We start from the raw sequence: 26,980 nt of genomic DNA on the forward strand, positions 1-26,980 counted from the left end.
CAAGGTTTCATTCGGGCGAGAGAGCCTTCCTCAGCCGCCTGACGATCTGCTTCCGCGCGCGTTCGTCCGCAGCCAGCGACATCTGCTCGTCGATATCGAGGATCAGGCTGGACAGTTCATTATGCCAGTCGAGCCGGCCGGCGCTTTCTGCTGCGCTGCGGACCGGACTGCTGACCTGACGAGGGGTTCCGCCCGGGAGCGCGAACATGCTGTCGAGCGAGGGCGCGATGACGAGCAGTGCGGGATCCAGCTTCCTCAACCTCTCGGCCAAGCCCTGCATGGCGTGTTCCTCGCCATGGGTCAGAAAAACAGACCCGGAGATCGGCCGCCTTTCAGCGATCCAGGCGGCTAGCTGAGGTCCATCGGCATGGCCGGAATAGACGTCGAGCGAGCGGATGCGGGCCTTCACCTGGACGTCCTCGCCCATCAGCCGCACATGGCGAGCGCCATCGAGCAGGATTCGACCGAGCGTCCCTTGCGCCTGGAAGCCGACGAAGAGGATCGTCGCAGCACCGCGCCACAACCATTCCTTCAGATGATGTCGAATGCGGCCCGCATCGCACATGCCGCTCGCCGCGATCACGATATGAAAGCCGCGGATGCGGTCGATGGCTTTGCTCTGTTCGACGGATTCCGTGAACCGGACCTGGGGATCCCGCAAGGCCTCGAGTAAGGCTCCGCCATTCATCATCTCACCCGCGTGCTTCTCGAAGACCGCGCTGGCCTTGGTCGCAAGTGGTGAATCGACGAAGATCGGCGCGCCCGGAATGCGCCCTGCCTTCATCAGCCGGATGAGATCGACAAGGAGCTCCTGGGTCCGTTCGACAGCAAAGGAGGGAATGAGAAGCGGCCCCTCAAGCTGTGCCGCAGCGGTTACCTCGGCTTGCAGCAACAGCAGGCGTTGGTCCAGCGTAACGTCTTCCCGATCGACGTCGCCATAGGTCGTCTCGCAGATAACGTAGTCGATCTTTTGTGGACCGGTCGGATCAGCGTGGAACGGCTTAAGGCTGGAGCCGACATCTCCCGAAAAGAGTATCCGAAGGGGAATGCCGCTGGGTCTGTCGATCTCGACCTCAATGGAGGCCGAGCCGAGCAGATGACCGGCATCCCAGTATCGCGCACGTATCCCTTTGGCGATTGCCATCAGCTTGCCGAGCGGGACGGAACGAAACTGCGTAAGGGTCGTGATGGCCTGCTCGATCCCGTAGATCGCCTCTACCACCGAACGGCCCCGCCGTGCGTTTCTCCGGTTGAGCTGCTCGACCTCCATCTCCTGGATGTGCCCGGAATCCGGCAGCATTACCGAGCAGAGATCGACGGTCGCCGCGGTTGCGAATATCGGCCCTTGGAATCCGTCCTTCGCGAGCTTTGGCAGCAACCCGCTGTGGTCGATATGGGCATGGGTCAGGAGCACGGCGTCGATTGAGGCGGGGTCGAAGGGAAAGGCCCGGTAGTTCAATTCCTTTTCCGATTTTGACCCTTGGAACATGCCGCAATCGATGAGGATGTGAGCCTCGTCCGTCCGAAGCGAAAAGCAGGAACCGGTGACCGCGTGGGCCGCTCCGTGAAAGCAGAGACGGATTCCGGTTAACTGCCGACATTCCACCTCTGTCATTGTCGATCTCCGAAAAGAGCCGCAGCCCTTGGGCCGAATGAAGCCTTCGCAGCACAGTCCTTGGAAGCACGCCTTGAGAACGATCAAATTCGCTGCTGATGCGTTCCTTTTGCGCTGGATCAAGGCGGGGGCGAGAACCGTCGCGATCCTCGTCAAAGACCAGACCCGACTTAGGGAGCGCAGTCATGGACCTCCGGATTCCGCACGATGCCTGGGTGATCGTATGCGATGCCCGCAAGGCGATGTTTCTGAGAAACGAGGGCAGCCCAACGCAGCCCAAGCTCGAAGTCGACGAGGTGATGGAAGCCTCCGCGAACCCGCCGAGCGGTCGACAAGGAACGGACCGGCCAGGCCGCATTCAAAACGCGGTCGGCCCCACGAGCGCGACCGAGGAAACGGATTGGCACGAACTGGCCGAGACGAAATTTGCGCGCGACACGGCTGCCGCCCTCAAGCGTCCCAATCAATCCGGACTACCCCAGGACATCGTGCTGGTGGCGCCGCCGCGTTTCCTCGCGGCGCTTCGCCAACACCTCGATGGGGAATCGCGCTCTCGCATCCTCGCGGAGGTCGACAAGGACCTGGCCAAGCACCCGATCCACGAAATTGAGCGGCTGCTGTCGAGCCCTTAGGGGTCGCCCCGTTTCGTGCGTCGTTCAGAGGCGAATGCATGTTGCGCCCGCAAGCCGCGCTTCAGGCAGCCCGCAATTGGAGGAATTCACTCATGCCCTATGCGAGCAATATGGACCTGCCGCCGTCGGTGCGCGGTCATCTGCCCCAGCATGCGCAGGACATCTATCGAGCGGCCTTCAACCACGGCTTTGCTTCGCATGCCGCCGATGTCGATCGCGAGGAAATCGCCCACCGCATCGCTTGGGCAGCGGTCAAGCATTCCTATGTCAAGGATGGCGACCAATGGGTTCTGCGGGGAGACCATCGCGGCTCGGAGAAGCGGCCTTAATGACAGACCTGATGCTGGGCGACTGCGCCAAACCCACGTCCTATCCCTATGCCTGGCGCATCCGCGAGCTGACGCTCGCCGTCTTGCCCGTTGGGGCCGTGAAGCTGGCCTATGCCATGACGATCCTGGCTCTCGGCTGCCCCCCTGCCTCTGGATCGTGATTGCGCTCTACGGGACCAGCGCCTGCTTCGGCCTGGTCCTTGATGCGCTCAAGGTTGCGATGTTGAAGCGACTGCCGATCGATCAACGCACGTCCAGCTTGCCCGCGGCGAAATGCCCGAACCCGGAGATGAAGGCAGATGGCCGCCTGGGCTCGGCGCAACACTCGAGAACGATGGCTTCTTGATCCCGATCAAGGTTTGCGGACCCAACTTGCTCGATTCTGCCGCGAGGGAGGCAAACGCCATGGAATTCTTCGAAGCTCTTTATGGCCGACGGGCGACCCGAGCATTTTCCCCTCAGCCGGTATCCGGGCCGGTCATCGAGCGGCTGATCGATGCGGCAATCCAAGCTCCAAGCGCGATCAATGAGCAGCCTTGGGACTTCGCGATCATCCAGGAGAGCGATCTGCTGGACCGGATTGCAGGAGCAGCGAAGGAGTTGGTGAGCAACATTGCCGAACACGCTCCGCCTCGACCAATTCACGCCAACCTGCAAGATCCCAATTTCAACATCCTCTATCACGCGCCAGCTTTGATCGTTATCTCGGCGCGAACCGGAGAATGGGCGGTCGAAGACGGCACGCTCGCTGCGGAGAACCTCATGCTGGCCGCTCATGCACTCGGACTCGGCTCCTGCTGGATCGGCCTCGCGCAGCGCTGGCTCGAAACGGAGGACGGTAGGCGCGCCATCGAGATCCCGGCCGGGTTCATGCCGATCGCTCCGATCATCATAGGCTACCCGTCGGAGAAAGCCGCACCCGTTCCGAGAACACCCGCTCGCACTCGGTGGATTGGAAACAAGATTGAGCTTTGAAAACTCCCAATGGAATTGAAACCGGTCCGCCCGCTGTTTCACTCCTGTATGCTTTTAAGATAATCGACGATTGCTTTGATCCTCGCGGATTCCGATGCGTCCGAATTGCCATTGGACAATTCGCGCCCCCAAACCGGCATCTCGTAATTGCCGTGAGCCCGAAGCGACTTCCTGCCGTCGATCACGTTCACAAGAAAACGTTCGGGAAACACACTGCCGTTTTTCCGAGCTAGCTGGCGCAGATCAGGAGGCTTGGTCCTCAAGGCGGGCGCCACGACGCCATCTCCAGCCCCCCCTCGGCCGTGACAGCTTGCGCATTTGCTGCCGAACTCAGCCTTGCCCCGATCCGTTTCGACCGCCATGGCGTCGAACGACGGGAGAAGCCCCAGAATGAAGGGAATGCAGAACGTCGCTGCCGCTATTCCGAACCTGAGCTGTGTCATGATCGGTCCAACCTTGCGTGGGATGCCGCTCCCAGGGCGCGCAGCCGCCGAATATCGGCCGCTCCGAGTTCATGTAACGCATGGATTGCTCGGATCCGTTTTGACGCTCGTCAATGAACTCGAAATTTCGACGTTGGCTACCGTCGGATGCATGCAGCGCTGCGGAACCGCGGTCTTGTCATGAACCGCAAGAAGATCAGGCGGCTGAGACGGAGGGAGGAAAATTCTGACCCGTTCGGTCAACTGGCGCCGGAAGCTACCAAACCCGCGCCGTCAGATCTGATAGTTTGCTACCTAATGCTGCAAAAAACAACCCCGCCGGGCTTGTCATCGCCATGGCGGGGCTGGCCCCTGACGGGGTCTTGAGACTCAACGGCCGAAGCCGCGAGCGATCACCTTCTAAGTGGGCTTCGGCAGGGAATCTGTCAAGTGACCGAAACCCAAACCATGAAGCACGCAGGCCTGAATGCGGACGAAATCTTCCGGCTTCACCTTGGGCGATAGGAACTTGCGTTTCCCGGACTGATCCCGCTGCGTGCGGAAAAGATCCAGTCGTTTCAGTCCGACAGTAACTATCAAATCAGCCTTAACCCACCATACCGCATACGGGAACGGATCGGGTAGAGGCGCATCCAGCTCAAGCTTACATTGATAGGCCACGGGGTATGGGCTTTCTGTGCCGCTAAAGCCAACGACGGCGCATAGATTATCTCGCCGCGGAAGTCGCGGAGAAATTACCACGGCAGGTCGCTTCTTCACCATTTCGGGCTTTTCAAAGCCTTTTGAAAAATCGCAAAGGACAATGGTAGCAGGCGTTGGCAAATACTGAATCGGCATCGCAAACTCGGAACAACATCGAAGTCGTGCCTAGCACGGGTACCTAATCTCCTCAAACGAACCAGCTTGGACCGACGGTGGTCATATGTGAGATCGAACTTGCCGACTGAATCCGGCTCATTCTTCGGATACCGTCACCTGGAGTTCAAAGTAACTGCGGCGTGATCTTAAGCCCAAGCACACCGCCCCTACTCCCGAAGTGCACGGTCGGCCAATCGGGAGGCTTGCGGGAGCCTAGCGCCTGAGGCCGAAATTAAGGATCGCCCCGCACGCCCCACCGATATCGACGAAGTGCACCCCCTCGTCCGCGAGCACTGACAGAACTGCGTCGCGAATCCGAGCTTGCGGACGCCGGAGGTCGCTCTCGAGTTCGGCGAGCGTCTGTCTTCTGATGTTGGCTCGTTCTGCCAGTTCAACTTGGCTCCAACCAAGGAGTCCCCGGGCTGCAACCACCAAACGTCCAGTAACCATATCCCCGGAAACGATTCGAACATTTTGTTCGAAACCGGCATTGGGCTTTTGCGACCTCGAGGGCGCCTGATCGTCATCCGGCATCACGCAACCTCATCCGCAACCATTCTGAACCCCGCGCTGGATTTCGCGGATCTTTGAAGTCGGCGTCCGAAAGACATTTCGGATGACGGCGGAGCATTGCCATGAGCCTTACGTTATCGAAAACACCTGATACCCCGGAGCCAATTAATGCGTTCGGATGGCAACATTGCCTGGACGATATCTTGGACGCACGCCTGATCGCTGACCGAAGGGTAGTCGACTTCCATCGAAACCATCCAAAGGATTCAATCCTATTCAGCGCCGGCGCTCCGCCCGGCTCGACCGCGCGAACCGTTCGGACAACCCATCGGATTCTTACCGTCGTTGCAATCCCCGGGGGCATGGCGGAAGCGACGATCCTCCGCCGGAACCTCCACAACCGTCCAGACCTACACGATCTCCTCCTTCTATCAGAGCGATACCTTCGCCGCCGACCACACATCGACGGCGCCGTGCTTGTCGCCGAATGTGCCGGAACTCCTGTTTCCCCTCTAGCACGAGTTCTCCTATGGGAACATCTATCAGAGTTCGGAGGTAGCTCCGTCCTCGGCGACTGCACGGCGTGCATGCATGGGGCACCGGATCCCGTTCAGGCCATCCTGTCCCTTGCCGCGACGAAGACGATAGCCATCGACATCAGCCGCCCGATCACTGCACAGACGCTCGTGTACCTCCCGGTACGCTAAACGCCGATCTTTGGCGGCTTGTCCTCGGCCGTAGCCACCAAGCCCTTCCCATTCCCCTTCTGAACTTCTCGCCGTCGGCCCTACCCGGGACCGCGCACGATGGAATATGTCCATGCACTACCCCTATTCAGACCTTCGTCCCGTGCCGGAACTCGGCCCCGATGTCGACCGACTGCGCCACCTCGTGGGCGACCTCAAGCACATTCAAGCCGGTAAGCATCCTGGGGAGGCCGAGTTGTCGAGGGCTCCCACGATTGAAAACTGGTGCATCGCTGAACGTCGCGTGATCGCCTTGGCCGGGGTCGTCACTGGACACCCTACGATTCCGAACGGCCGATCGGTTTGCACGTCGGATCTGTGGATCATTGCTCCGTCGCTCGGATACGCCCGCACCCTCAATCGGCTCTATGCACTCGGAAGCCGGCACAGGCTTTCCGACCGGTGGGATTTCCGATGAGCCCGCGTTCCGAAAACCGCGGCGCCGCAGGCTCGCGCGACGCCGGCATGATCTTGGCGAAAGCCTTGATCACCCGCGCTCTGCGGCGCGGGGGCGTCTATCACATACTGCTCCGTCAGCCGGGCATCGTCGGCTTCATCGTCCCTACGGACGATGCCGAGCTTTACGTCACGGCGGCGCAGAGCATGCTCAAGCGGCATCAGGCGCCCTTCTACTCGGCCGACTTCGACGTCCTGCACTGGACCGGCGAACCGCCAAAATCCGGGTTCAGATCTCATGACGAGGTCGTGAAGGCGCTATTGCCGAAGACGGAACGGCTCTTCGCGATCGCCTCCCAGCAGAGCGATATCCCGGACATCTTCCGGATCATCGCCGATGCGATCATCGAGGTCGAGGCCGTTGACCTCCATGTCCTTCGAGGTGTCTTCCGGATCGTATTGGGCCGTGCGCCCGCAGATCATGATCTCGCGCCGGCGATCGGGGCACCGCTGCATGCGCTCGGCGCAGCCATCAAGCGCGGCCGGTCTCCGGAAGCGGCTCTTCGAAGGCTACGGGGCCTGACCGCCGCCGCGGCTCCTTCCGCTCCGGAGAAGCCGCAGGTCGGGCCATCGCTCGCCGATCTGCATGGCTTCGGTGAGGCCGCGGAATGGGGGCATTCGCTTGCGGTCGACCTTGCCCATTACAAAGCGGGGAAAATTCCTTGGGCGGATGTCGACCGGGGTATCGTCCTCAGTGGCCCCCCAGGCGTGGGTAAAACCGTCCTTGCGCAAGCTCTGGCGCGAACCTGCAACGTTTCTCTGCACAGCCATTCCCTGGCGCGCTGGCAGGCGAAAGGCCACCTTGGAGACCTGTTGAAGGCAATGAGAAAGGCGTTCGACGACGCCAAGAAGGACGCGCCGTGCATTCTTCTGCTCGATGAACTCGATTCTTTCGGAGACCGGGACGGCTCGAACGGCTGGAACGAACAGTACATCAGGGAAGTCATAAACGGGCTTTTGGAATGCCTGGATGGTGTGGCGAGCAGGGAAGGCGTCGTTGTCGTTGGAACGACGAATTGGCCGGACAAGATTGATGGAGCAATTCTTCGGCCGGGACGGCTCGATCGGCATGTGCGCATTCCGTTGCCGGATGCGGCAGCGCGCGTCGGGATACTTCGACATCATCTCGGAGACGCCCTGCCCGATACCGCCCTCCCCGACATAGCCATACGGCTGGAAGGAGCGACTGGAGCCGCGATAGAACAGCTAGCTCGCGATGCGAGGAGAATTGCGCGCCGAGCACACAGACCGCTCCTCGTCGACGACCTCCTTGCGAGCCTGCCGGAACGAGTTCGCTTGTCGGACGATATGCACCGAAGAGTGTGCTTTCACGAAGCAGGACACGCGCTGGTCGGCTACCTGCTGAGAGAAGCGTCCGGTAGCCGGCCCACCGCAGCCCAGGCCCTGCGCGAAGTCGGCGCCGACGGCTCGGGCGGACATACCAGCTTCGACCACCTGCTCGGTTCAGAACGAACCAAGGAGCACTACCTCGCCCAGATCACGGTATTGCTCGCGGGCATTGCCGCGGAACAGGTCGCGTTCGGCGAACACGGCGCCGGCGGTGGCGGAGAAGAACGATCGGATCTTCACGTTGCCACCATGCTGGCCGCCAGCATGGAGCTCTCATACGGACTGGGCCGGAGCCTCGCCTACCTCTCTGGCCGTCGAGATGAATCCCTCATGGCCTGGCTGCGGGGAGACGCACAGGTCCGCCGATGCGTCGAAGCCCATCTCGATGCGTGTCTCCAGCGCGCCCGAAGCATCTTGGAAGAACATCGTGCCGCCCTCGATACCATCGTTGACATGTTGGTCGACCGCGGTCGCGTTGTCTTCGGCGAGATCGCCGAGGCGGTCGAATCCCGCCTTGTCGAAGCGAAACGATCGAATTGTTCGATCGACGGTAACCCATCTTTAGCCTCGTCGCCGGAACGGACCCCGGCTGGATCGGAGTTTCCGAAATGAGATCTTGCGTGGCGATCATGGGTTTCGTAGAGCCCCCGTCCCTCGCGACCGGACCGGTCCGCGAAGGACTCAATCCTCGGGCGATCCCGAGGCTTCAACCCGGTCCATCCGCTTGGGATGGCCATAGCCAGAGGAGGCTCACGATGTTCGACCCATTCGCTTTCGCCTCCTCTCATGGCCGGCTCCGCCCCGTCACGGCGCTCCTCGTCATATCGGCCTGACGCCCGCGGACCTCGTCCGCATCGCCAGCCGATCCCGGAAAGGCTTTCGCCTTGCTGGGAAACATTTCCGGCGCATCGCATGCGCCGCACGAGGAGTCGCGCGCCATGACCAAGCCCAAGCACTCGAAGATCCACTACCCGATCCCGCCGATCCAGAAATCGGCAGCCGAACCCCCTGATGCTGCGGCGGCTCCGCCCGCCGACGGCGCGAATGACAACGCCCCTTCGGCGGGAGCCGGTCCCAGCAAGAACCTCACGCCCGAGGAGCGTGCTGCCTTGGTTTGGTCCGCACCGTTGGCGTCCGTCGCCAGCCGTCGTCCGGCCAAGAAGTCCAGGGGCTCGTTCCGCGGATCGATCGTCAACCCTCGGACCAACCGCGAGATCGTGTTCGAGAGCACGCTCGAGCGCGACCTGGCCTACATCCTCCCCAACCTGCCGACGGTCGTCGGGGTGCGGGATCAGGTGGGGCCGGTCGAGTACGTCGACGAGGATGGCGTGGTCCACAACCACACCTTCGATTTCGTCGCCGATCACGAGGACGGAACCAGCACGGCCATCGCGGCTAAGCCGGCCCACCGCGTCGGTCCGAGCGGACTCGAGAAGACCCTGGAGCTGATCGGCGATCAGCAGCCCGGGTTCGCGGATCGGTTCGTGGTGCGTACCGGCGATCACATCACCCGGGATCGCGCCGCCAATGCCCGACTTCTGCATCGGGCGCTGCGCGGTCGGAATGTGGCCGACATCGCCGAAATCCTGGCGGTGACGACCACGCTGCGCGGATCGGCGACCATCACCGCCATCCTCGCGAACTCTCGCAACTTCGGTCGCGGCTTCATGGCCGTGGCCTGCCTGATTGCCGATGGCGTTCTCGAACATGTCAGCAAGGGGCCGATCTCGATCAACAGCCTCGTGCGCGTTCGCCGCACGACCGCAACCAACCGCTGAAGGAGGATGACCATGAAGCACGCCCTCAGTTCCCCCAACCTCGATCAGGACTCCGGCGCCGCTCGGCGCTGGAGGCTCGAAGCGCACGACAAGATCACCATCGATCGTGAGGTCGATTACGTGCCGGTCTCGGATGACGAATCCGGTCACGTCCTGCGCCGCGTCGACAACCCGAACCTGTGCGAATCCTTCACCCACGAGGACTTCGAGTCCCTGCGCCGCGAGGGCCGCCTGAGCATCAGCCGGGGCTTCTACCTCGCGACGAAGGGCAAGCTGCGGTTGCCCGGGACAGGTACTCGCATCACCGATCTCAGCACCGACGATCAGATCAAGGTCCTCTGGCAGAAGTCGATCTGCGACCAGTTCCTGCGGATGGAGACCGAGCGCACGGCGTCTCGTTCCGACGCGTCGATGAAGGCAGCGATCAACAAGATCGTCGCCGAGCTCCTCGCCGCCCGCTTTTCCACGGGTCGTTGCGGAAGCGCGGACGTCACCGTGAAGCGCCCGCCCAGCCCCAGGACTTTGCGCCGTTGGCTGCGTCGTTACGAGGCTTGCGGCTACAATGCCATGGCCCTTGTCGATGGCTACCACCGCTGTGGCGACCGCATCTCGGCGCGATTCGGCGGCGTCGAACGCCGCGCGATCCAGAAATTCGCGAAGCGCTATGCCAGCAGCCGCAAGCCTACGAAGGCGGGCTTGCTCCAGGATCTCCACGTCTTCCTCGGGAAGTTGAACGTGCGCCGTTCGAAGCGCGGCATGCGCCCGTTGACCATGCCCAGCCGCAAGGCCTTCGAGCACGTCATCAACCAGCTCGATCCCTGGTTCGTCGAAGCTGGCCGGACGTCCGTCGAGGCTGCCCGCAAGAAGTTCTACATCGTCCGGGGCGGCTTGGAAGTGACGCGCCCCTTCGAACGCCTCGAGTTGGATGGCAACAGGATTCCGCTTCAGGCGATCCTGGTGGATGCAGGCATCTGGGAAACCCTTACGCCGGAGCTGAAGGCCGCAATCGATCGGGGGCGGTATTGGCTCTCCGTCGCCATCGATGCGGCCACGCGTTGCTGTGTCGCGGCACTGCTCGTCGAGACCCTTTCGGCGGCCTCGGCCGTCGCTACCCTCGAGATGGCCGTCAACGACAAATCTGCCTACGCGGCGGCGGCTGGATGCCAGTCGCCCTGGGACATGCACGGAAACTTCGAGACGGCGGCCCAGGATTCCGGCTCGGAGTTCCTGTCCCACGAGTACAACGCGGCGGTCACCGATCTCGGAGCCGAAGTGTTCTTCCCGCCGGCGGGCATGCCTCAGATGCGTGGTCGCAACGAGAGGTTCTTTCGCACCCTGGCCAAGGGCCTCTTTTCGCGGATCGACGGCCAGACCTTCGAGAACGTCGTTGCAAAGGGCGACTACGACGCCGAGACCCGCGCGGTGCTGGATGTCGCGGAGATCGGCCGGATGATCGTGCGGTGGATCGTCGACGTCTATCACAACACGCCCCACAGCGGTCTCGGCGGCCGGACGCCGCGCAATGAGTGGCTGCGTCTCTCCAAGTTGTATCCCGTCCTGCCGCCTCCGGATGCCGACGTTAACCGCCACATCTTCGGAACCACGATCGAACGCCGGATCGGGAACGAGGGCCTGCGCGTGCTCGGCCTGCGGTATTGGAGCTTGGAGCTTCAGCGTCTGCGCCGTCAGGTCGGTCTGAAGCCGGTCCTGGTTCGGGTGAACCCCGCGGACCTCGGTCACGTCTCCGTTCGCAGCAAGGAAGGCTGGCTCACCGTTCCCTGCCAGCGCTCCGGCTTCGACGGCGTCTCCATGACGCGTTGGCTCGAGGCGGAACGCGTCTTGCGGCGTACCAATGCCGACATGGCGAAGGTGTCCGAGCCTATCGTCCATAAGGCGCTGAGCGACATCCAGGAGATGTCGGATGCCGCCACCAAGCGTGCGGGCATCGCGTCGCCGATCCTGACCTCGGAACAGTTCAGCACGCTCGAGAGCCGCTTCGAGGGTTTCGGCTTCGCGCGAGGCCCGGAGAATGGCCCGGCGATTCTCGACGACCTCGCCGAGGGCGCAGACGAGACCGAAACGGTCGACATCGAGATCCCGGGCGAGCCTGAGAATACCGTTTCGGAGGTTTCCTCCGACGAAGACGAATACGGCGTGGAGGACTGAGCATGGAAGGCACCGAGACCAACACTATCCCGCACGAGGATGCCGTAGCCCGCATGCGCCGCCTTCAGTCGGAGCGGCGCGCAAAGGGCGGGGACGTCATGAAGAATGTCCTCTCCGCCTATTTCACCACGCCGCGCGACCGGCTGCTCGAGGCCGAGATCGACAACCTGGTCGACTCCTTTCTCCTCTCGCAGGAGGCCCTCGACGGCGACGCAACTCGCCGCGTTGGTCGGCTTCGCGAAGGTCGTGCGCTGACGGTGGTCGGCGGCCCGGGTACCGGCAAGTCGAGGACGCTGGACCGCCACTTCCTGAAGCGGGAGGAGTTCGCCGGCTACGGCGACCCGAACGGTAACGGCATGCTGATCTCGGTGACCGCCCCCTCACCCTGCACGCTTCGCCTCCTGGGCATGAGCGTGCTGGCGGCGCTCGGATACGAGACTAGCCGGGAGCTGAAGGAAAACGTCGTTTGGGACATGGTGCACTATCAGCTCGAACTGCGAGGAGTTCACTTCCTGCATATCGATGAGCTCCAGCACGTCCTTCAGTCGCGGAACCAGCTCGAAATCGCAAAGGTGCAGGACACCCTCAAGGGACTGATGCAGCACCGGCGGTGGCCGGTCTGGCTGATCCTTTCGGGCCTTCCCGGTATCGCGACGATGCTGTCCGGTGACGAGCAGGTCTGGCGCCGCACCCGCCACGTCGTCTTCGAGGACCTTACGCTTGAACGGGATGCCGGGCTCGTGCGTCGCCTGATCGCGGTCTACGGCGCGGAAAAAGCCGGTCTCGAGATCAGCAGTCTCGCTGCCGACGAATTCATCGCTCGCCTGCTGCATGCTTCGATCTTCAGGTTCGGGATCGCAATCGAGCTCATTCAGGATGCAGCCCGGCACGCTTTGCTGCTGGAATCCCCTGCCCTTACCCGAGAGCATTTCGCGGCCGCCTTCGCTGCGCGTACCGGCTGCGTTCCTGACCGCAACATCTTCACCGCAGCCCAGGACTGGCACCTGATCGATCCCCGGGAGGCACTCCAGCGCAAGGATCCGGCTGACCTCGTCGTGCCGGACGAGAAGACAAATACCAAGAAGACGAAGGCCCCCCGCGATGTGAGGAACAAATGACCCAGCTTCCTATCCAGATGACCGTCGCGCACGGCCGCGACGAAACGCCCGCGAGCCTTTGCTCCCGTAACGCACTGCTGGTCGGCCGCTCCGCCCGCGATTTCTGCAAGGACGCAGGCTTCACCTTTCAGGAGGTCGTGGACGGCAAGTCTCCGGCCCTCGCGGCACTCGCGAACCGCTGCCGCGCGAACCTCGACCGATTTGGGAAGACCGCGACCGTGAAGGTCAGTGAGCGTCGCTACACGATCGGCAACCAGATCCTGACCCGGGACACCCTGAGCCGGAAGACGCTGAGGGTTTGCCCGCATTGCCTTGCGCAGGATATCGAGACCGGGCGGGGGCCGGAGAAGACCCGGCCTTATGGGCGGCTGCACTGGATGATCGATCCGATCCGCACCTGCCGCGAACACGGCCTCGGATTGGTGTCGGTCTCGGACGACAAGCACCCGCAGCGCGTGCATGACTTCGCCATGTTGTTGCTGCCGAGCCTGCCGGACCTCGATCGTCTGGTTCATGAGGCATCGCGGCGTTGTTGGTCCCCGCTGGAGAACCATCTCGCCGAGCGCCTCAGGGGCCCGGGATCTGGGGAAGCGCCCTGGTTGAGCGCCCTGCCCTTCTATGCGGCCGCCAAGTCCTGCGAGATGCTCGGGGCCGTCGCCGTTCGCGGCATCCGCTTCTCTGCCGACGCGTTCTCCGATGCTGACTGGCATGAGGCTGGTGCGGCTGGGTACGAGATTGCCGCGGCGGGAGAGCCTGGCATCCGAACCCTGCTGATGCACCTCCAGGAAGCCGCGCCGTCGCGCCTCGGCGACTGGGGCCCTCGCTCCCTGTACGGGCGCCTCTACGAGTGGCTTGCCCATGAGGCCGAGGACGACGCCTACGATCCACTTCGGGAGATCATCCGGAGACACTTCATCGAGACGCTGCCTGTCGGTCCCGGAGACGAGATCTTCGGCCAGGGCCTGACGGTCCGTCGACTCCATTCCGTGCGGTCGGCATCTCTCGAAACCGGGGCCCATCCCAAGCGACTTCGCAAGCTGCTGCACGCTGCCGGGTTCGTCCGAACTGAAGCGCTTGCTCTCTCGGACGACCGCATCGTCTTCGATGCGAATGAGGCTCGAGAGTTTCTGGACCGCGTTGCCGGGGCGATGTCGCTCAATGACGCGCGCGAATATCTGAACGTCCCTCGCCCGCAGGAACAGCATCTTCTCCAGGCGGGATACCTCCAGCCTTTCGTCATGGGCGGTACCGAGATCCTGAAGGATCACGCTTTCGCGAAAAGTGACCTCGACGCCTTCCTCCGGCGCCTCGTGGCGGGTGCGACCCCGCTGGAACCGGGCCAGAGCGATTTCCACCCGATCCCCGCCGCTGCCCAAAGGGCGACCTGTTCGGCGGTGAAAGTCGTCGAACTCATCCTCGACCGCAAGCTCACCCGGGTTCGCCTTCATCCCGATGTCCCTGGCTTCCTCTCGGTGATGGTCGATCCCGAAGAGGTGAAGGGCCTGCTCTACAAACAGAAAGCCGACTGCGTTTCACTCCGTGAGGTCGAGAAGCGGCTGGGCTCGTCGACGCGCGTCGTCTCGGCGCTGATCGAGCAGGGCCATCTTCCGGTGACCGCCGTGGTCAATCCGGTGACCCGTCTCAAGCAGCGGGTCGTTTCCGAGGAGGAGCTCGATCGCTTCACGAAGAGGTTCGTGACGCTCCATACGCTCGCCAAGGAACAGGGCATTTACTTCCGAAAGTTGGCGGACCGGTTCAACGAGGATGAGATCACGCCCGCTTTCGACCCAACCTCGGTGCATGCGACATTCTATGAAAGGCATGTTGTCGCCGACAGCGTTTCGCGAGTGAGCGGATAGTCGAGCGTCTCAAACCTCAACAATTCCAGCATCTTAAACCCTCGACTTCAGTCGGGGGTTTTTCTTTGCCCCCTGAAGTTTGCCTCAGGACGCGGCGCTCTTTCGGTAACAAGGCTGCGGCAGACTTCAGCTCGCAATCGGAGGCACCTGCGGCACATCTCAAAATAATATCTTGTTATTTCAATATCTTAGAAGATGGTCTGCGGCATCCTTTGGGTGCCGCTACATCTCAGGTGAAAATCGAGGCATGGTGTTACCGAGATTGTAGGAAAATTTCCGCCATCTGAAATGCGACGCCCGGCCTACCGGGCGTCGTTTCTTTTTTACTGCCAGGCTACAACGGCCGCGACGCCCGCTTACTATGCTCATCTGTTCTTCGAATGAGCCGCATAGCACTCCGAGCGGCAGGGCTTCCTCCGCGTAGCCGACATGGGCCGCAGGCCGCCCATCTGCCGGCTTTCGCCATCGAGCCGCTGAACTCAAGCTTCTAGGGACAGTAGGCCTCCGAATTGAGCTACTTAGATCGGATCGCGTGCCGACCAAACAAAACTGTCAGGCGGCAGTCTTATTGGCCTTCGGCGGCACTCTCGAAAATTTCGGGACTTCGCCGTCAACATCGGTGTTTTCACATTCCGCAAGATGTCCTGACCAGGAGTGAGAACGGGTCAATCTGAAACTCCTCCTCAAGAGAGGTTCCAAATAACCGTAACCATTTCTCCTGCAATTCAAAGGCTTTCGCTTCGTGCGCGGCATCGCACGCGAATTTTACGTGATGTACTTCCTGGAAATGGTGAACGATTTCATGAACAAGAATTGACAAATCGGCTGCCGTCGCCCCTGTCCATGTGTCTGGAAGATAGATAATATTCGCACGAGTATCGTAAATTGATACGATATTCGGCCGACCTTCCTGCTGTACTATTTCGGAGGCGTATTGTTTCAGCCGGGACGCAGCGATTTGGCCAGCTGGCGTAAACGCAAGCTTCGGCAAGGAGGTGGGCACGGGCTGGTCCAGTTTCGCGCCAACCCAGATCGCGATCGCCTCCAGCAGCTGTCCTCCAGGTTCTATTTGCTTCTGGCCGATGACGATTTCGAAGCCTGAGCCGAGACGTATCCGTTCGATTGTCTCATCCCGAGCCTGGGCTTCAGAACTCCAGGATGCCAAGAGCGCCGTGGCAACCACGATCAAACGCCATCCGATGGTTCTCATGTCCGTTGTCCAATGCAGTTGCTGTCGGTCGTCTCCGGCTCGTCGTCCTGTCGGTGCGCCGCCCCTGATTCGTGACGCAATGCGCCTTGAACCTAATCACCAAGGATGCTTGTTCGGAGAGTATCGAAGCGCCGCTAGGGCGCTCGTTGCCCCCTCGCGTTCGCCCAAGCATGAATGGCCAAAGGGCGATCCTTCAGAACCCAACTGGGGCATGTTCGAAGCAAAGAACGCGATCGGTCTTGCGCCGACTGCTTATCGATCGCTTCATCCCTCCGCCTCCGCGTTGCAGCCCAGCCGCACTGAGCGCGACAGGCTCAGCCTGCCGCGACGCTAAGCCGGCTGCTATGCCGAAAGCGAAAGAATAGGACAAATCGCGCAAACATCGCGAAAGTGGCGAAGCGCTTAAGCCCGTGCGGCGCTCCGATCACCGGCCGTATCGTCCATGTCCTGCAACACGACGCAAAGCGTCACGCGGTGCCTCGCCGAATGCCACCTTGTAGTCGTGTGCGAAGCGGCTGGGATTGGTGAAGCCGAACCGAAGGGCAAGGTCGGTGACGGTGCCCGCGATGTCACCTGACCGGAGAGCGTTGCGCACCGCATCGAGGCGGGCGAGGCGGATCGCTGCCAGTGGCGTCGCCTCACGGAACCGCCGGAAGCCAAGTTGCAGGCTGCGCACGCTGCACCCCGCCGCCTCCGCGACCTCGTGCAGCGCGATGGGTTCTTCGACATGGGCGCGGATATAGGCCTCCGCCCGCCGTATGATCCTCGGGATAGCGGGACTGCTCGCGTGTGCCAGATGATCCGAATGGTTGTGAGGGACCGCGCGCAGAAGTGTGTAGAGCAGGAGGTCGATGAAGGAACGGCTGGCGAGCTCGCTGCCTGCAAAGGGTTTTGGGCTGCCAAGCTCCTCCACCATCAACCCCACAAGGCGCCTCAAGCTCTGCGCCGGCGCCGCGCTCCAGTCGAAGACCGGCTCAAAGGCGAGGTCTTTCGTTACAGGCCCGCCTAGCAACGCGGATAATCGCTGCTTTAGGCTCGTCGCCGGGATCCAAACCGCAAATCGCTCGTGGTTCCCGGTCGCGGATAGCGCCGTTCCAGGCTCTCCGCGGTACATCAGGCCTGCGCTGCGGCCGATTTCATGCACAGTCCGAACGCCTAGCGTGCCGCCGAACTCCAGGGCACCTCTGCTCACGGCCGTGAGGCAGTAGTCGGGTATGCCGGCCCCGGTGACCGTGAGCGTCGCGGCGAGCCGATCCGCAATATAGGCGACGTCCAGCTCGCCGACCCCGCTCGCGCCCCGAACGGAGAACAATTTCTGGGTCCGGTCGCCTCCGGCCCCCTCCTGAATCCTGTAGCGCAACAACTTGAAATGAGGCTTGAGGAAATGCGGCTGCAGTCGCGGCCAATACACGCCGCCTTCCAGCTCCTGCAGGTCGCGGATGTGTGCGAGGCGGAATCCTTCCGGTTCCTCGCCACACGCGAATAGCGATGCGGGATTGTTCGGATCGGTTCCGGCCTGCATTGCCACCGACTCCGTTGGAGCGCGGATCGATTGCTGCTCACCGGTGGTCCCGATGCCAGCGAACCCAGGTATGACAAGTATATTGCAGAGCAATGCGAATTGCCATTGGCGAGACCCTCCTTAGCGAATGCTTGCGGCACCTGGGCCAAACCGATGAAAAGCGAGTGGTGCAGCCATCCATGTGCTATCGGGCATGGGCCGAATGGCCTGCTGCCGGTTTCGTGGACAGTCGGTTAAGCTAATCCCACCTTCTTTTCGAACTCGACCGGGCTGATGTAGCCGATGGTCGAGTGTCTGCGAACGGCGTTATAGAACCGCTCGATGTAATCGAACACGTCGGCACGAGCATCGTCGCGTGTTCGGTAGACCCTGCCTCTGATCCGCTCGGTTTTGAGCGAGGAGAAGAAGCTCTCCATCGCGGCATTGTCCCAGACATTGCCCGAGCGGCTCATCGAGCAGGTGACGCCGTTGTCGGCCATGAGCTTCTGGAACTGCTCGCTGGCATACTGGCTGCCCTGGTCCGAATGGTGCAGCAGGGCATCCGGCTTTCCCCGGCGCCAGATCGCCATCATCAGCGCATCGGTCACGAGTTGAGCGGTCATCTCGGCCTTCATCGACCAGCCCACCACCCGGCGGGAGAAGAGGTCGATGACGGCCGCAACGTACAGCCAACCCTCCGCGGTCCATATGTAGGTGAAGTCCGCGATCCAGCGCTGGTTGGGCCGTTCGGCGTGGAACTCCCGGCCGAGCGTATTCGGGGCGATGGCCGATCGTTGGCCATCATCCTTGGGCAGGCTGCGCCGACGCGGCCTGGCGCGCAAAGCTTGTGCGCGCATCAGCCGTTCGATGCGATGCAGGCCGCAATCGATGCCTTCCGCCAGCACGTCCCGCCAGACGCGCCTGGCACCATAGGTGCGATCCGAACCAAGGAAGCTTGCCCGGACCCTGGCGCCAATCTCCGCGTCGTCGCGCGCACGCCGGCTCGGCGATCGGTTGAGCCAGGCATGAAAGCCCGAGCGCGACACATCCAGCGCTTCGCAAAGCCACGCCACCGGCCAGATCCCCCGGTGCTTCGCAATGAACGTGAACCTCATGTCACGTCCTTCGCGAAGTAGGCTGCGGCCTTTTTTAGAATATCGCGCTCCGCCTTGAGCTTGGCCACCTCCCGCCGCAGCCTCTCGATCTCAAGCTGCTCCGGCTTCATCTGACCGTGGCCGGGAAAGGCCTGCGCAGGATCGGCAGAAAAGAGCTTCACCCATTTGCGCAGCTGGTTCTCATGGACATCCAGGTCCCGAGACGCCTGCGCCACACTCACTCCGCGATCCTTGATCAGGCGGACCGCCTCGATCTTGAACTCACGCCCAAACTGTCTTCGCCGCATACGCCACCTCCGGTTTCATGAAACACCTAATCTCGGTGTCCACGAAACCGGCAGCAGGCCAGAAGCGCCAAAGCAGGTTGAAGGGTTACCGCCCGGGATAACGGCTTGCTCTTCCCCCAAGCTCAATATTTCCCAACTCCAACGCTCAAGGTCCGCATGCGCCAGGAATAGTGTCGATCACGCGCGCGAAAGCGGGCATTGACGCGGGCAACTCGATCTCGATCTTTCAGCATTTCGAAAGCGCGCGGACATACCCTGATCGACCGCTAGCTTGGCGAAAGGCCGCCGCTTGACCATGAAGCACATGACTCGATCATTTCCCGTGGACAGTGTTCTATTGAACGCTGTCCTTGAGCATGTGGATCAGGGAATTCTGATGGTGGATGCCAATGGCTATGTGGCCGTCTGCAATCAGCGCGCGATTGATCTGCTCGGCCTGCCCCCCGACTTGATGCAATCCAATCCATCGTTCGAGGCGGTGAAGAGATGGCAGTTGGAGCAAGGTGAATTCGGCACAGTCACGGAGGCGCTCCTTCGCGCCATCAAGTACGAAGGCATAAATGTCGAAATTCTGGACTACGAGAGGCAGAGACCAGACGGAACGGTGCTGGAAGTTCGAACCAACCGCCTTCCCAATGGCGGAATGGTGCGCACCTTTACCGACATCACGGTGCGAAAAGCAGCCGAGAATGCGATTCGAGTGAGCGAGGAGCGCTTGCGACTGGCTTTGCAAGCAAGCAGGATGGCTGCCTGGGAACTCAATCTCGAGACGCAGTGGGTCGATCGCTCCGAGAATTCCATGGTGCTGCTGGGGATTTCTTCGGGACCGGCAGCCGATTTCATCGATCGGGTCCATTCCGACGACCGGGAACGGGTCACGGCCTTCTGGCACACCGTCATGTCGAAAGGGAGCGGCACTGCTGAAGTGCGCTATCTCTCCCCTGACGGATCGCAAACATGGCTTGCACTCCGGGCCGAGCGAAAGGACGAAAAGCGACTTATCGGATTGACCTTCGACGTCGCCGATCGGAAAGCAGCCGAGGAAGCGATCTGGCGAACCGCCAATCATGATCCGCTGACGGGCTTGGCGAACCGGGCGCTGTTCCAGGTCCGCCTAAGCGAGGCCCTGAAGAATGCAGAGGGCTCTGACGCCGGCGTGGGTCTGTTGCTGCTGGATCTCGATGACTTCAAAGATGTCAACGACACCCTCGGTCATGCGGTCGGCGATCTCCTTCTGCAGGAGGCAGCCCTTCGGCTCAGAAGCTTTGCCGGCGAAAGTGATACCGTGGCGCGCCTCGGAGGCGATGAGTTCGCCATCATCCTCAACCAGATTTCAGTGGGGAGCGACGCCGTTGCACGGGCCACGGAAATTGTAGAGGCTCTCAGCGCGCCTTTCCAGCATGAGGGACGAGCACTCTCAACAACGGTCAGCATCGGGCTAGCGACCTTCCCCGAGCATCATCGCGACCCCATCGAGTTGATGAAGGACGCCGACGTCGCGCTTTATCGCGCAAAGGAGCAAGGGCGTAGCCAGGCGGTAATGTATACCAGCGCGGCCCGCGAGACGATGGAACATCGCGTGACTATCGCTCGTGATGTGCGCGAAGGACTCGCGGCCCATCAATTCATTCCATACTACCAGCCGAAAGTGTCACTGGTCACGGGCCGGATCGTCGGGTTCGAAGCGCTTGCGCGTTGGCAGCACCCAACCAAAGGGCTTCTCACTCCCGAATACTTCGGATCCATGTTTGCCGAGCAGGCCATCTCGATTGCGCTGGGTGAACAGATGATACGCCAAGTTGCTGCTGATGTTCGGTCATGGCTGGATGAAGGTCTCGAATGCGGTCGCGTCGCGATCAATTTATCTTCGGCGGATATCTCCGATCCGAGGCTCGCCGACAGGATCATTCGCATCCTGGAAGATGCACGCGTCTCTTCGGCGCATTTTGAAGTTGAAGTGACGGAAACGGCTTTCCTCGGACGTAGGACAGCGACGGCGTCCTACCTCCTGACCAAGCTGCATGAGGCGGGCATTTCCGTCGCTCTGGATGATTTCGGAACGGGTTTTGCCTCGCTCCTCCACCTCAAGCAGTTTCCCGTGGACCATATCAAGATCGACCAGAGTTTTGTGCGGAATCTGATCAACGATGAAAGTGACGCTGCAATCGTCGCCGCAATCGTGAGCCTCGGTCATGCCATGGGGATGCACACGACTGCAGAAGGGGTTGAAAGCGCCGAACAGGCCGCGCGGCTGCGAGAAGCAGGGTGCGATTCTGCCCAAGGCTACTTCTATGCGAAACCTCTACCAGGGGAGAAGATTCCGAAAACAATTCGGAACTGGTTCGCAGCAGGAAAGACAGAGATTCGTGAGCCGAAGCGAGAAACCAGGAAAGTGTGAAAGATATTGCAGGTTTACTGCCGCCCTCCCGGCTCTCACTCATCGATTAATCCGCAGGCTAAACTGGCGCCAGGAGCGGGCATTGACCTGTTGTCCCGAGCCGAACGTTAAGCTCATCGATAGCGGTTCGCATTATCGTTGCGCATAGGTTCATCCCTCAATATTCCGCGGCCGGGGCGGACAATCTGGCTTGAATGAACTGGCTTAATTCGCGCCGCGGCCGGCCGCAGTAAAAGTCGGTACGGCTGCCGGCTCACAGCTTGCAGCACTATGAGCCAGCAGCCTTGCTCTCAGATCGGCAAAAATCACGGAATAGGCGGGATCACCAACCCGGTTCTCCTCCTCCAGAGGGTCGCGTGCCAGGTCGGCCAGAAAGGGATCTTCTGCCTCTGGCGAAATCGGAGCGCCGTTTTGCCGAACCGTCATGTCGAGACGATAACGCGCGGTCCGAATGCAGGAACGACGCGGCCAGCCGCTGCCGTCCGTCCAGCGTCCGACGACCTGGTTGGGCAAAGCGTAACTGTCCGGTGTGCCGTAACCGATGGTGCTGAAGACCGCTTCCGGCGGAGGATCGCGGAAGAGGTCTCGTCCCTGGAAGCTCGGCGCCGGTTCGATGCCTGCGAGGCCGCAGAGTGTCCTGGCGAGATCGAGGGATTCACACAGATCCGCGCGCGCCTGCGGCTGCAGATGCCCAGGCCAGGTGATCAGGCGCGGGATGCGATGAACCTCGGGGAAGAAGGTGTGCTTCTGCAACCGCCCGCGCTCGGCCAGCGAGACGCCATGATCAGCCTCGAGCACGATGATCGTGCGCTCGGCAAGACCGCTCGCTTCCAGCGCATCGAGAATCGCCCCGACTTGGTCGTCGAGCCATTTGACCAGACCGTAATAATCGGAGCGCACGCGGGCGAGATCGTCGGGAGATAGCGCGGCCGCCTGCATGACATCGACAAAACTCTGCTCGAAGGCACTTTGCGGCAATCCTCCGTCGATGCTGCGGGGCCAATCGAGATCGCGGTAGAGCGTATCGTAGGGCGCTGGCGGCATGACCGGACTGTGCGGCTGGAGATAGCTGACACGGGCGAGAAAGGGCTGCCCGGCTGCCGCCTCGCCGCGCAACCAAGTTGCAGCCGCTCGCGTGAGCTTGTTGCCCGGGAACTCGACAGGCCCCGGAAAGCTACCGCCAATCGCCGCTTTCAAGGTCGGGGTGAGGATCTGTCTACCATCGTCCTCGACGCCATCGAAGAAGCCGCCGAGGTCGGCTCCGACATGGTCATCGCTTTGCCAGGGCCGTAGCGCCACCGGCAGATGGGTCTTGCCGAAATTCAGGGTGCGATAGCCGTTGCGAGCGAAATGCTCGGGAAAGGTGATCAAATCGCGGTCGTAGGAGTAGTTCTTCCAGGAGCCTTCGTTGCCATAGACCCCGGTGACTTCGGGTGGGTTCGCAGTCATCTCGCTCGTGCGCGACGGCACGCAGATCGGCGAATTGCAGAAGCAGTTGTCGAAGCGCACGCCGGCCGACGCGATCCGGTCGATATGGGGCGTTGCGATCGCCGGATGCGGCGTGCCGTAGCAGGATAAGGCATCTGTCCTGAACTCGTCGCCCATGAGCCAGAGAATGTTCGGTCGCCCGGTCATCGCCACCCTCCCCTGGCCGAGGCATTGGCCGCCAGCAACGCTCGCAATCGGGCGGCGATCGCGGGATGGCGCGCGCTCAGGTCGGTTGCCTCCACCGGGTCGACCTCCGGCTCGACCAGGCGCCAGTTCTCGTCCGGCTCGGCGGTGAAGGCGGCGGCTTCCATGAGCTTTCGCGGCAGGAGCGGATCGAAGCCGGCGACGTATTTGAAGCGGCCGTCATAGATGGCTCTCCAACTGCCGAGGCCAGCATGGACGACATCGCGATGCCGGCGCGCGGGCTCTGCGAGCTGATGCACAAGGCTGCGGCTGTCGATGCCTGGCAGGGGCTGCGCCCCGGCGAGCTCGACGAAGGTAGCGTGCAGATCAAGCAAGGTGGTGGGGCCATCGACGGTTGCGCCCTGCGCCACGCCCGGCCCGGCGATCACCAGCGGCACATGCAGCGACGCCTGATGTGGGATGAATTTCTCCCAGTAGCCGCAATCCCCCAGCATCTCGCCATGGTCTGAGGTGAAGACGACGACGGTATCCTGCGCCTGGCCGAGCGCCTCGATCCGCGCAAGCAGGCGACCGAAGATCGCATCGATATTCGCGATCATTGCTGCATAATTGCGCCGGATCGCGCGATGCGCTTCCGGCGCCATGTCGTCAGCGGGCGCGACCGGCGCGGGCGGGTCGAGCCTTGCCGCGCCGCTCGCCATCGAGGCGGTCACGTCCATTGGCTCGTGCGGGCCGGTGAGGTTGACCTGAAGGAACCAGGGCTTGCCACTGCAGGCGCCCTCCTCGATCAAGGACAATGCGCAGGCGCCAATCCAGTTGTCGCAATAGGCCTCGTCCGGCAGAGCTGTAGGCGTGATGTTGCGGTAATTCGCGCCGGCACCGGGAAAATCAAGCGCATCCGGTCCGAGCGCGGGCGATGTACGGCCTGCGAAATCCGACCAATGCGTACCGGCCAGGCCGCTCTGTTTCAAATGGACGAAATATGGCTCGGGATGACCGTCGCGATGCGCGAAGATCGCGGCATGCTTGCCGGCACTGTCGAGGCCGCCGGTGAAGCCCAAGCGCTTCAGGCGGGACGGCCCCTGGAGTGCATGCTGGCCATCCTCCCCCCAGTCAGGCTCACCCTTGAGCATGTCGAGCTTGCCGCAGGTCATGACGTGATAGCCGGCATCCCGAAGCTGCCGATAGACATTCGGCGCATCAGGTGAGGCGCTGTCGCCATTGTTGCGCACGCCGGCGCGGTCATATTCGTAGCCCGACGCCAGGCAGGCTCGCGAAGGCCCACAGATGGGCGAGGGACAGACTGCCCGGAGGAAGCGGACGCCGCGCGCCACCACCCGATCAAGTTCCGGCGTGGGAACCCGCCCGGCATTCCGGGGGCCGGCCCAGTCGCCGCGCAGCTGGTCCGGCATGAACAGCAGGATGTTAGGTCGGCGCATCCAGCCTCTCCGCGTAATTTGATCAAATAAGGCGATAACCTGGTCTTATCTCTTGACACAAAGCTGCGCAATATGGCGTCTCTTTCTAATTGGTGATCAAATCAGGCGTTTGCCATGTCGTCCCCGAAACAGATCGCAGCCCGCAACGCCGCCGCGATCGCCGAACGCTTTACGATGAAGGGGCGCCGCGCCCTCGTGACGGGCGGAAGCGTCAGCCTCGGCCGGGAGATCGCGATTGCCTTCGCCGATGCGGGTGCCGATGTCGCCATCCATTTCTCACGCACGGCCGACACGGCCTTCGGCCTACCGCACGCATCCGAAACGACCGTGTCCGACATCCAGGAGCGCGGCGGACGCGGCCTCGCGATCGAAGCGGATTTCTCCCGGCCGGGCGAGGCGCGGCGTTGCGTGCAGGCGGCCATTGCCGGGCTGGGTGGGATCGACGTGCTCGTCGTCTGCGCCTCCGTGCAGAAGCGCACCGCCTTCACCGCACTACCCACCGACGAGATCGAGTGGCAGCTCAGGATCAACTACCTGGCCACGATCGAACTCCTCCAGGAAGCCCTGCCGCCCATGAAAGCGCGCCGTTGGGGGCGCGTCGTGACGATCGGCTCGATCAACCAGACCAGGCCCGAGCCGGACCTTGCGGTCTATGCGTCGCTGAAGAGCGCCCAGCACAACCTTGCCATCAACCTGGCTGCCGACTACGCCGCCCACGGCGTGACCGTGAACAACCTGTCGCCGGGCCTGATCGTTACCGAGCGCAATCGCTGGCGCCGGCAGGACGCCTGGCAATGGCAGCGCATTCAGCAGACTTCGGCACCGATGCAGAGGGCGGGCGACGTCAACGAGATCGCCGGAGCGGCCCTGCTTCTATGCTCCGAGGCGGGTAGCTTCATCACCGGAGCCGATCTGCAGGCGACCGGCGGCCGCCATCTCGGCTGGTAGCTTCGGCTCTCATGCAGATCTAGGGCTAGCCCACAAAAAGCGGCTCCGCCAAGCCTGCCACGCCGACATCGAGCGCCAGCAGCGCGCCGGCCAGCGGCTCTTCCGCCAGAGCTTCGGTGCTCAGTTTCTGACGGGCCGTCGTGACGTAGAGGGCCCGCAGGCCGGCTCCGCCGAAAGCGCAGGAGGTCGGCTGACTGACCGGCAGCTCGACCAAACGGTCAAGACGACCATCGGGGGCGAAACGCGCAAGGCAGCCACCTTGGTAGCGCGCGTTCCAGAGATAGCCCTCGGCGTCGACCGTCGCCCCATCCGGCCGTCCGGGCGCTGCCTCTGCAGCCGCGAAGAGACGCCATGGCCCGATCTCGCCCGTCACCGGGTCGTAGTCGGCCTGCTCGATCACGCCGCGCCGCGTATCGGTAAAGTAGAGGATGCGCCCGTCCGGCGCGAAAGCGATAGCGTTGGCGACGGTCACCTCCGACCTAACCTGTGTAACGGCGCCCTTCGCATCGATGCGATAGAGGCCGCCTGTGCTGCGCAAGCCGAAATCCCACATACTACCGCAGAATATCCGGCCGGCCGGATCGCATTTGGCGTCGTTCAGCCGATTCTCCGGCGGGCCTGTCTCGACCGAAGCCAGGAGCGTCAGCTTCGCCGTCTCCGGATCGAAGCCATAGAGCCCGTGCCTGACGGCGACTACGACACCACCGCCGCGCCGCGCTACGACCGCGCCGATCAAGTCCGGCATCGGCCAGCTTCGGACTGCCCCAGTCGCCGGGTCGAGACGATGCAGGGCGGGCGCACGCAGATCCACCCAATAGAGTAGGCCGGCGTCGGCGACCCAGCAGGGCGACTCGCCCAATTCGTCGACCGTGGTGGCCGCAATGGCGATGGGCGCCGCGCTCATCGCTCCAGCTCCGCAGCGGAGGCCGGGTCTTCCGCGATCCGGGCCAGCAGATCGTGCTTGGCCTTTTCGATATGCGCGCCCATCAGCATGGCGGCCGAGGTAGCATCGCCGCGCTCGATCGCCCGCATCAGATGCCGGTGATCGTCAATCACGCCGTGGAAGCGCCCGTCATCATAACCGTAGCGCTGCCAGAGCGCGGCAACGAGCAGCCAATGCCGGTCGACCAGCGACATGGCGCCGGGATTGCCGGCTGCATCGTTGATGACGCCATGAAAGCGATGGTTGGCGGCCGGCACCGCGGTGAACCGCCCATTCCGGACGTGATCCTCGAGCTCTTCCTGAGCGGCCTGCAGTGCCGCGATATGGCTGGCGTCTCGCCGCTCGGAGGCGCGGCGCGCCAGCATCGTCTCGACGGCGCTGCGGATGTCGAACAGATCCTCGACGAAACCGAGATCGATCGGGCGCACGCGGGCCCCGCGGTTCGGCTCGATGATCACCAGCCCCTCGCCGCTCAGCTGGCGCAAGGTCTCGCGGATCGGCATGTGGCTGACGCCGTACCGGCTCGCCAGCTCGTCGATCCGCAGCCGGGAGCCGAAGGGAAGCGCACCTGAGACGATGTCGTCACGCAAGAGCTGCTGGACGTCGGGAACTCTCGCCATAGCCTACCTGAACCCGGATTTGACCAAATCTCGCTCGCACAGGTGGATA

At 62.3% G+C, this 26,980-nt stretch carries 23 protein-coding genes and 1 pseudogene; 13 read left to right on the top strand and 11 right to left on the bottom strand.

Annotated features, from left to right (window positions below):
• Positions 1–7 precede the first annotated feature (7 nt).
• Complete coding sequence (locus CE453_RS16705; protein WP_089175602.1) at positions 8–1,615, bottom strand: MBL fold metallo-hydrolase RNA specificity domain-containing protein; 1,608 nt, start codon at positions 1,613–1,615, stop codon at positions 8–10.
• A 185-nt stretch (positions 1,616–1,800) separates the two neighbouring features.
• On the opposite strand from CE453_RS16705, the gene CE453_RS16710 reads away from it, so the two are divergent.
• From CE453_RS16710 to CE453_RS16720, 4 genes are all read left to right on the top strand, one after another.
• Positions 1,801–2,247 (top strand): host attachment protein, encoded by a 447-nt coding sequence (locus CE453_RS16710; RefSeq protein WP_089175603.1) that lies wholly within the window; start codon positions 1,801–1,803, stop codon positions 2,245–2,247.
• A gap of 92 nt (positions 2,248–2,339) precedes the next feature.
• Positions 2,340–2,576, top strand: coding sequence for a ChaB family protein (locus CE453_RS16715; RefSeq protein WP_089175604.1), 237 nt, complete (start codon positions 2,340–2,342; stop codon positions 2,574–2,576).
• Positions 2,576–2,737: a hypothetical protein gene (locus CE453_RS28660; RefSeq protein WP_157733073.1), complete on the top strand. Its 162-nt coding sequence runs from the start codon at positions 2,576–2,578 to the stop codon at positions 2,735–2,737. The genes CE453_RS16715 and CE453_RS28660 overlap by 1 nt, the downstream gene beginning before the upstream one ends.
• A gap of 244 nt (positions 2,738–2,981) precedes the next feature.
• On the top strand, positions 2,982–3,551 hold the full coding sequence (locus CE453_RS16720; protein ID WP_089177959.1) for a nitroreductase family protein: 570 nt from the start codon (positions 2,982–2,984) through the stop codon (positions 3,549–3,551).
• A 38-nt stretch (positions 3,552–3,589) separates the two neighbouring features.
• Here the strand turns inward: CE453_RS16720 and CE453_RS16725 are convergent, their stop codons facing one another.
• Positions 3,590–3,994, bottom strand: a complete 405-nt coding sequence (locus CE453_RS16725) for a c-type cytochrome (RefSeq protein ID WP_089175605.1) — start codon at positions 3,992–3,994, stop codon at positions 3,590–3,592.
• A gap of 144 nt (positions 3,995–4,138) precedes the next feature.
• On the opposite strand from CE453_RS16725, the pseudogene CE453_RS29625 reads away from it, so the two are divergent.
• Positions 4,139–4,360: pseudogene (locus CE453_RS29625) on the top strand (hypothetical protein); the annotation flags it as partial.
• Positions 4,361–4,393: 33 nt separating this feature from the next.
• Here the strand turns inward: CE453_RS29625 and CE453_RS16735 are convergent.
• Together CE453_RS16735 and CE453_RS29630 are read right to left on the bottom strand one after the other, a co-directional pair.
• A complete protein-coding gene (locus CE453_RS16735; RefSeq protein WP_089175607.1) occupies positions 4,394–4,831 on the bottom strand; it encodes a type II toxin-antitoxin system PemK/MazF family toxin in 438 nt (145 codons plus the stop codon).
• Between the two features lie 234 nt (positions 4,832–5,065).
• Positions 5,066–5,386 (bottom strand): helix-turn-helix domain-containing protein, encoded by a 321-nt coding sequence (locus CE453_RS29630; RefSeq protein ID WP_157733074.1) that lies wholly within the window; start codon positions 5,384–5,386, stop codon positions 5,066–5,068.
• 798 nt (positions 5,387–6,184) lie between these two features.
• Here CE453_RS29630 and CE453_RS16745 point away from each other — a divergent pair.
• From CE453_RS16745 to CE453_RS16770, 6 genes are all read left to right on the top strand, one after another.
• A complete protein-coding gene (locus CE453_RS16745; RefSeq protein ID WP_089177961.1) occupies positions 6,185–6,529 on the top strand; it encodes a DUF6634 family protein in 345 nt (114 codons plus the stop codon).
• Positions 6,526–8,529, top strand: a complete 2,004-nt coding sequence (locus CE453_RS16750; RefSeq protein WP_089175608.1) for an AAA family ATPase — start codon at positions 6,526–6,528, stop codon at positions 8,527–8,529. The genes CE453_RS16745 and CE453_RS16750 overlap by 4 nt, the downstream gene beginning before the upstream one ends.
• Before the next feature lie 326 nt (positions 8,530–8,855).
• Positions 8,856–9,695, top strand: coding sequence for a hypothetical protein (locus CE453_RS16755; RefSeq protein ID WP_157733075.1), 840 nt, complete (start codon positions 8,856–8,858; stop codon positions 9,693–9,695).
• A gap of 12 nt (positions 9,696–9,707) precedes the next feature.
• The gene (locus CE453_RS16760) at positions 9,708–11,861 is read left to right on the top strand and encodes a Mu transposase C-terminal domain-containing protein (protein ID WP_089177962.1); all 2,154 of its coding nucleotides are present in this window, start codon (positions 9,708–9,710) and stop codon (positions 11,859–11,861) included.
• 2 nt (positions 11,862–11,863) lie between these two features.
• Positions 11,864–12,979 carry an ATP-binding protein gene (locus tag CE453_RS16765; RefSeq protein ID WP_089175610.1) on the top strand — a complete coding sequence of 372 codons (1,116 nt, stop codon included), beginning with the start codon at positions 11,864–11,866 and terminating at the stop codon, positions 12,977–12,979.
• A complete protein-coding gene (locus tag CE453_RS16770; protein WP_089175611.1) occupies positions 12,976–14,838 on the top strand; it encodes a TniQ family protein in 1,863 nt (620 codons plus the stop codon). The genes CE453_RS16765 and CE453_RS16770 overlap by 4 nt, the downstream gene beginning before the upstream one ends.
• Before the next feature lie 625 nt (positions 14,839–15,463).
• Here CE453_RS16770 and CE453_RS16775 read toward each other — a convergent pair.
• From CE453_RS16775 to CE453_RS16785, 3 genes are all read right to left on the bottom strand, one after another.
• Positions 15,464–16,048, bottom strand: a complete 585-nt coding sequence (locus CE453_RS16775) for a DUF6647 family protein (protein WP_089175612.1) — start codon at positions 16,046–16,048, stop codon at positions 15,464–15,466.
• A gap of 424 nt (positions 16,049–16,472) precedes the next feature.
• Positions 16,473–17,570: a helix-turn-helix domain-containing protein gene (locus CE453_RS16780; protein WP_157733076.1), complete on the bottom strand. Its 1,098-nt coding sequence runs from the start codon at positions 17,568–17,570 to the stop codon at positions 16,473–16,475.
• Between the two features lie 233 nt (positions 17,571–17,803).
• Positions 17,804–18,951, bottom strand: a protein-coding gene (locus CE453_RS16785) for an IS3 family transposase (protein ID WP_089173036.1) whose coding sequence is annotated in 2 segments (ribosomal slippage) — positions 17,804–18,702 and positions 18,702–18,951 — 1,149 coding nt in all. Because the reading frame shifts where the segments join, the coding sequence is not laid out codon by codon here.
• A gap of 337 nt (positions 18,952–19,288) precedes the next feature.
• On the opposite strand from CE453_RS16785, the gene CE453_RS16790 reads away from it, so the two are divergent.
• Positions 19,289–21,349: a putative bifunctional diguanylate cyclase/phosphodiesterase gene (locus CE453_RS16790; protein WP_210191859.1), complete on the top strand. Its 2,061-nt coding sequence runs from the start codon at positions 19,289–19,291 to the stop codon at positions 21,347–21,349.
• 204 nt (positions 21,350–21,553) lie between these two features.
• Here the strand turns inward: CE453_RS16790 and CE453_RS16795 are convergent, their stop codons facing one another.
• Positions 21,554–22,984, bottom strand: a complete 1,431-nt coding sequence (locus CE453_RS16795; protein ID WP_089175615.1) for a sulfatase family protein — start codon at positions 22,982–22,984, stop codon at positions 21,554–21,556.
• Positions 22,981–24,420, bottom strand: a complete 1,440-nt coding sequence (locus CE453_RS16800; protein ID WP_089175616.1) for a sulfatase family protein — start codon at positions 24,418–24,420, stop codon at positions 22,981–22,983. Before CE453_RS16800 ends, CE453_RS16795 begins: the two co-directional genes overlap by 4 nt.
• Before the next feature lie 114 nt (positions 24,421–24,534).
• Here CE453_RS16800 and CE453_RS16805 point away from each other — a divergent pair, with 114 nt between their 5' ends.
• The gene (locus CE453_RS16805) at positions 24,535–25,368 is read left to right on the top strand and encodes an SDR family NAD(P)-dependent oxidoreductase (RefSeq protein WP_089175617.1); all 834 of its coding nucleotides are present in this window, start codon (positions 24,535–24,537) and stop codon (positions 25,366–25,368) included.
• A gap of 25 nt (positions 25,369–25,393) precedes the next feature.
• Here CE453_RS16805 and CE453_RS16810 read toward each other — a convergent pair whose 3' ends face one another.
• Both CE453_RS16810 and CE453_RS16815 read right to left on the bottom strand, forming a co-directional pair.
• Positions 25,394–26,272 (bottom strand): SMP-30/gluconolactonase/LRE family protein, encoded by an 879-nt coding sequence (locus CE453_RS16810; RefSeq protein ID WP_089175618.1) that lies wholly within the window; start codon positions 26,270–26,272, stop codon positions 25,394–25,396.
• Positions 26,269–26,931, bottom strand: coding sequence for a GntR family transcriptional regulator (locus CE453_RS16815; protein ID WP_089175619.1), 663 nt, complete (start codon positions 26,929–26,931; stop codon positions 26,269–26,271). The genes CE453_RS16810 and CE453_RS16815 overlap by 4 nt, the downstream gene beginning before the upstream one ends.
• Positions 26,932–26,980: the final 49 nt, after the last annotated feature.

It is taken from the genome of Bosea sp. AS-1, assembly GCF_002220095.1.
Classification (GTDB): domain Bacteria; phylum Pseudomonadota; class Alphaproteobacteria; order Rhizobiales; family Beijerinckiaceae; genus Allobosea.

Excerpts from the sequence above, each read along its gene's own strand:
- CE453_RS16710 (WP_089175603.1), top strand. The coding sequence starts at position 1,801 with ATGGACCTCCGGATTCCGCACGATGCCTGGGTGATCGTATGCGATGCC.
- CE453_RS16800 (WP_089175616.1), bottom strand. The coding sequence starts at position 24,420 with ATGCGCCGACCTAACATCCTGCTGTTCATGCCGGACCAGCTGCGCGGC.
- CE453_RS16705 (WP_089175602.1), bottom strand. The coding sequence starts at position 1,615 with ATGACAGAGGTGGAATGTCGGCAGTTAACCGGAATCCGTCTCTGCTTT.
- CE453_RS28660 (WP_157733073.1), top strand. The coding sequence starts at position 2,576 with ATGACAGACCTGATGCTGGGCGACTGCGCCAAACCCACGTCCTATCCC.
- CE453_RS16725 (WP_089175605.1), bottom strand. The coding sequence starts at position 3,994 with ATGACACAGCTCAGGTTCGGAATAGCGGCAGCGACGTTCTGCATTCCC.
- CE453_RS16775 (WP_089175612.1), bottom strand. The coding sequence starts at position 16,048 with ATGAGAACCATCGGATGGCGTTTGATCGTGGTTGCCACGGCGCTCTTG.
- CE453_RS16735 (WP_089175607.1), bottom strand. The coding sequence starts at position 4,831 with ATGCCGATTCAGTATTTGCCAACGCCTGCTACCATTGTCCTTTGCGAT.
- CE453_RS16760 (WP_089177962.1), top strand. The coding sequence starts at position 9,708 with ATGAAGCACGCCCTCAGTTCCCCCAACCTCGATCAGGACTCCGGCGCC.
- CE453_RS16715 (WP_089175604.1), top strand. The coding sequence starts at position 2,340 with ATGCCCTATGCGAGCAATATGGACCTGCCGCCGTCGGTGCGCGGTCAT.
- CE453_RS16780 (WP_157733076.1), bottom strand. The coding sequence starts at position 17,570 with ATGCAGGCCGGAACCGATCCGAACAATCCCGCATCGCTATTCGCGTGT.
- CE453_RS29630 (WP_157733074.1), bottom strand. The coding sequence starts at position 5,386 with ATGCCGGATGACGATCAGGCGCCCTCGAGGTCGCAAAAGCCCAATGCC.
- CE453_RS16815 (WP_089175619.1), bottom strand. The coding sequence starts at position 26,931 with ATGGCGAGAGTTCCCGACGTCCAGCAGCTCTTGCGTGACGACATCGTC.
- CE453_RS16795 (WP_089175615.1), bottom strand. The coding sequence starts at position 22,984 with ATGACCGGGCGACCGAACATTCTCTGGCTCATGGGCGACGAGTTCAGG.
- CE453_RS16750 (WP_089175608.1), top strand. The coding sequence starts at position 6,526 with ATGAGCCCGCGTTCCGAAAACCGCGGCGCCGCAGGCTCGCGCGACGCC.
- CE453_RS16810 (WP_089175618.1), bottom strand. The coding sequence starts at position 26,272 with ATGAGCGCGGCGCCCATCGCCATTGCGGCCACCACGGTCGACGAATTG.
- CE453_RS16755 (WP_157733075.1), top strand. The coding sequence starts at position 8,856 with ATGACCAAGCCCAAGCACTCGAAGATCCACTACCCGATCCCGCCGATC.
- CE453_RS16805 (WP_089175617.1), top strand. The coding sequence starts at position 24,535 with ATGTCGTCCCCGAAACAGATCGCAGCCCGCAACGCCGCCGCGATCGCC.
- CE453_RS16765 (WP_089175610.1), top strand. The coding sequence starts at position 11,864 with ATGGAAGGCACCGAGACCAACACTATCCCGCACGAGGATGCCGTAGCC.
- CE453_RS16770 (WP_089175611.1), top strand. The coding sequence starts at position 12,976 with ATGACCCAGCTTCCTATCCAGATGACCGTCGCGCACGGCCGCGACGAA.
- CE453_RS16720 (WP_089177959.1), top strand. The coding sequence starts at position 2,982 with ATGGAATTCTTCGAAGCTCTTTATGGCCGACGGGCGACCCGAGCATTT.
- CE453_RS16745 (WP_089177961.1), top strand. The coding sequence starts at position 6,185 with ATGCACTACCCCTATTCAGACCTTCGTCCCGTGCCGGAACTCGGCCCC.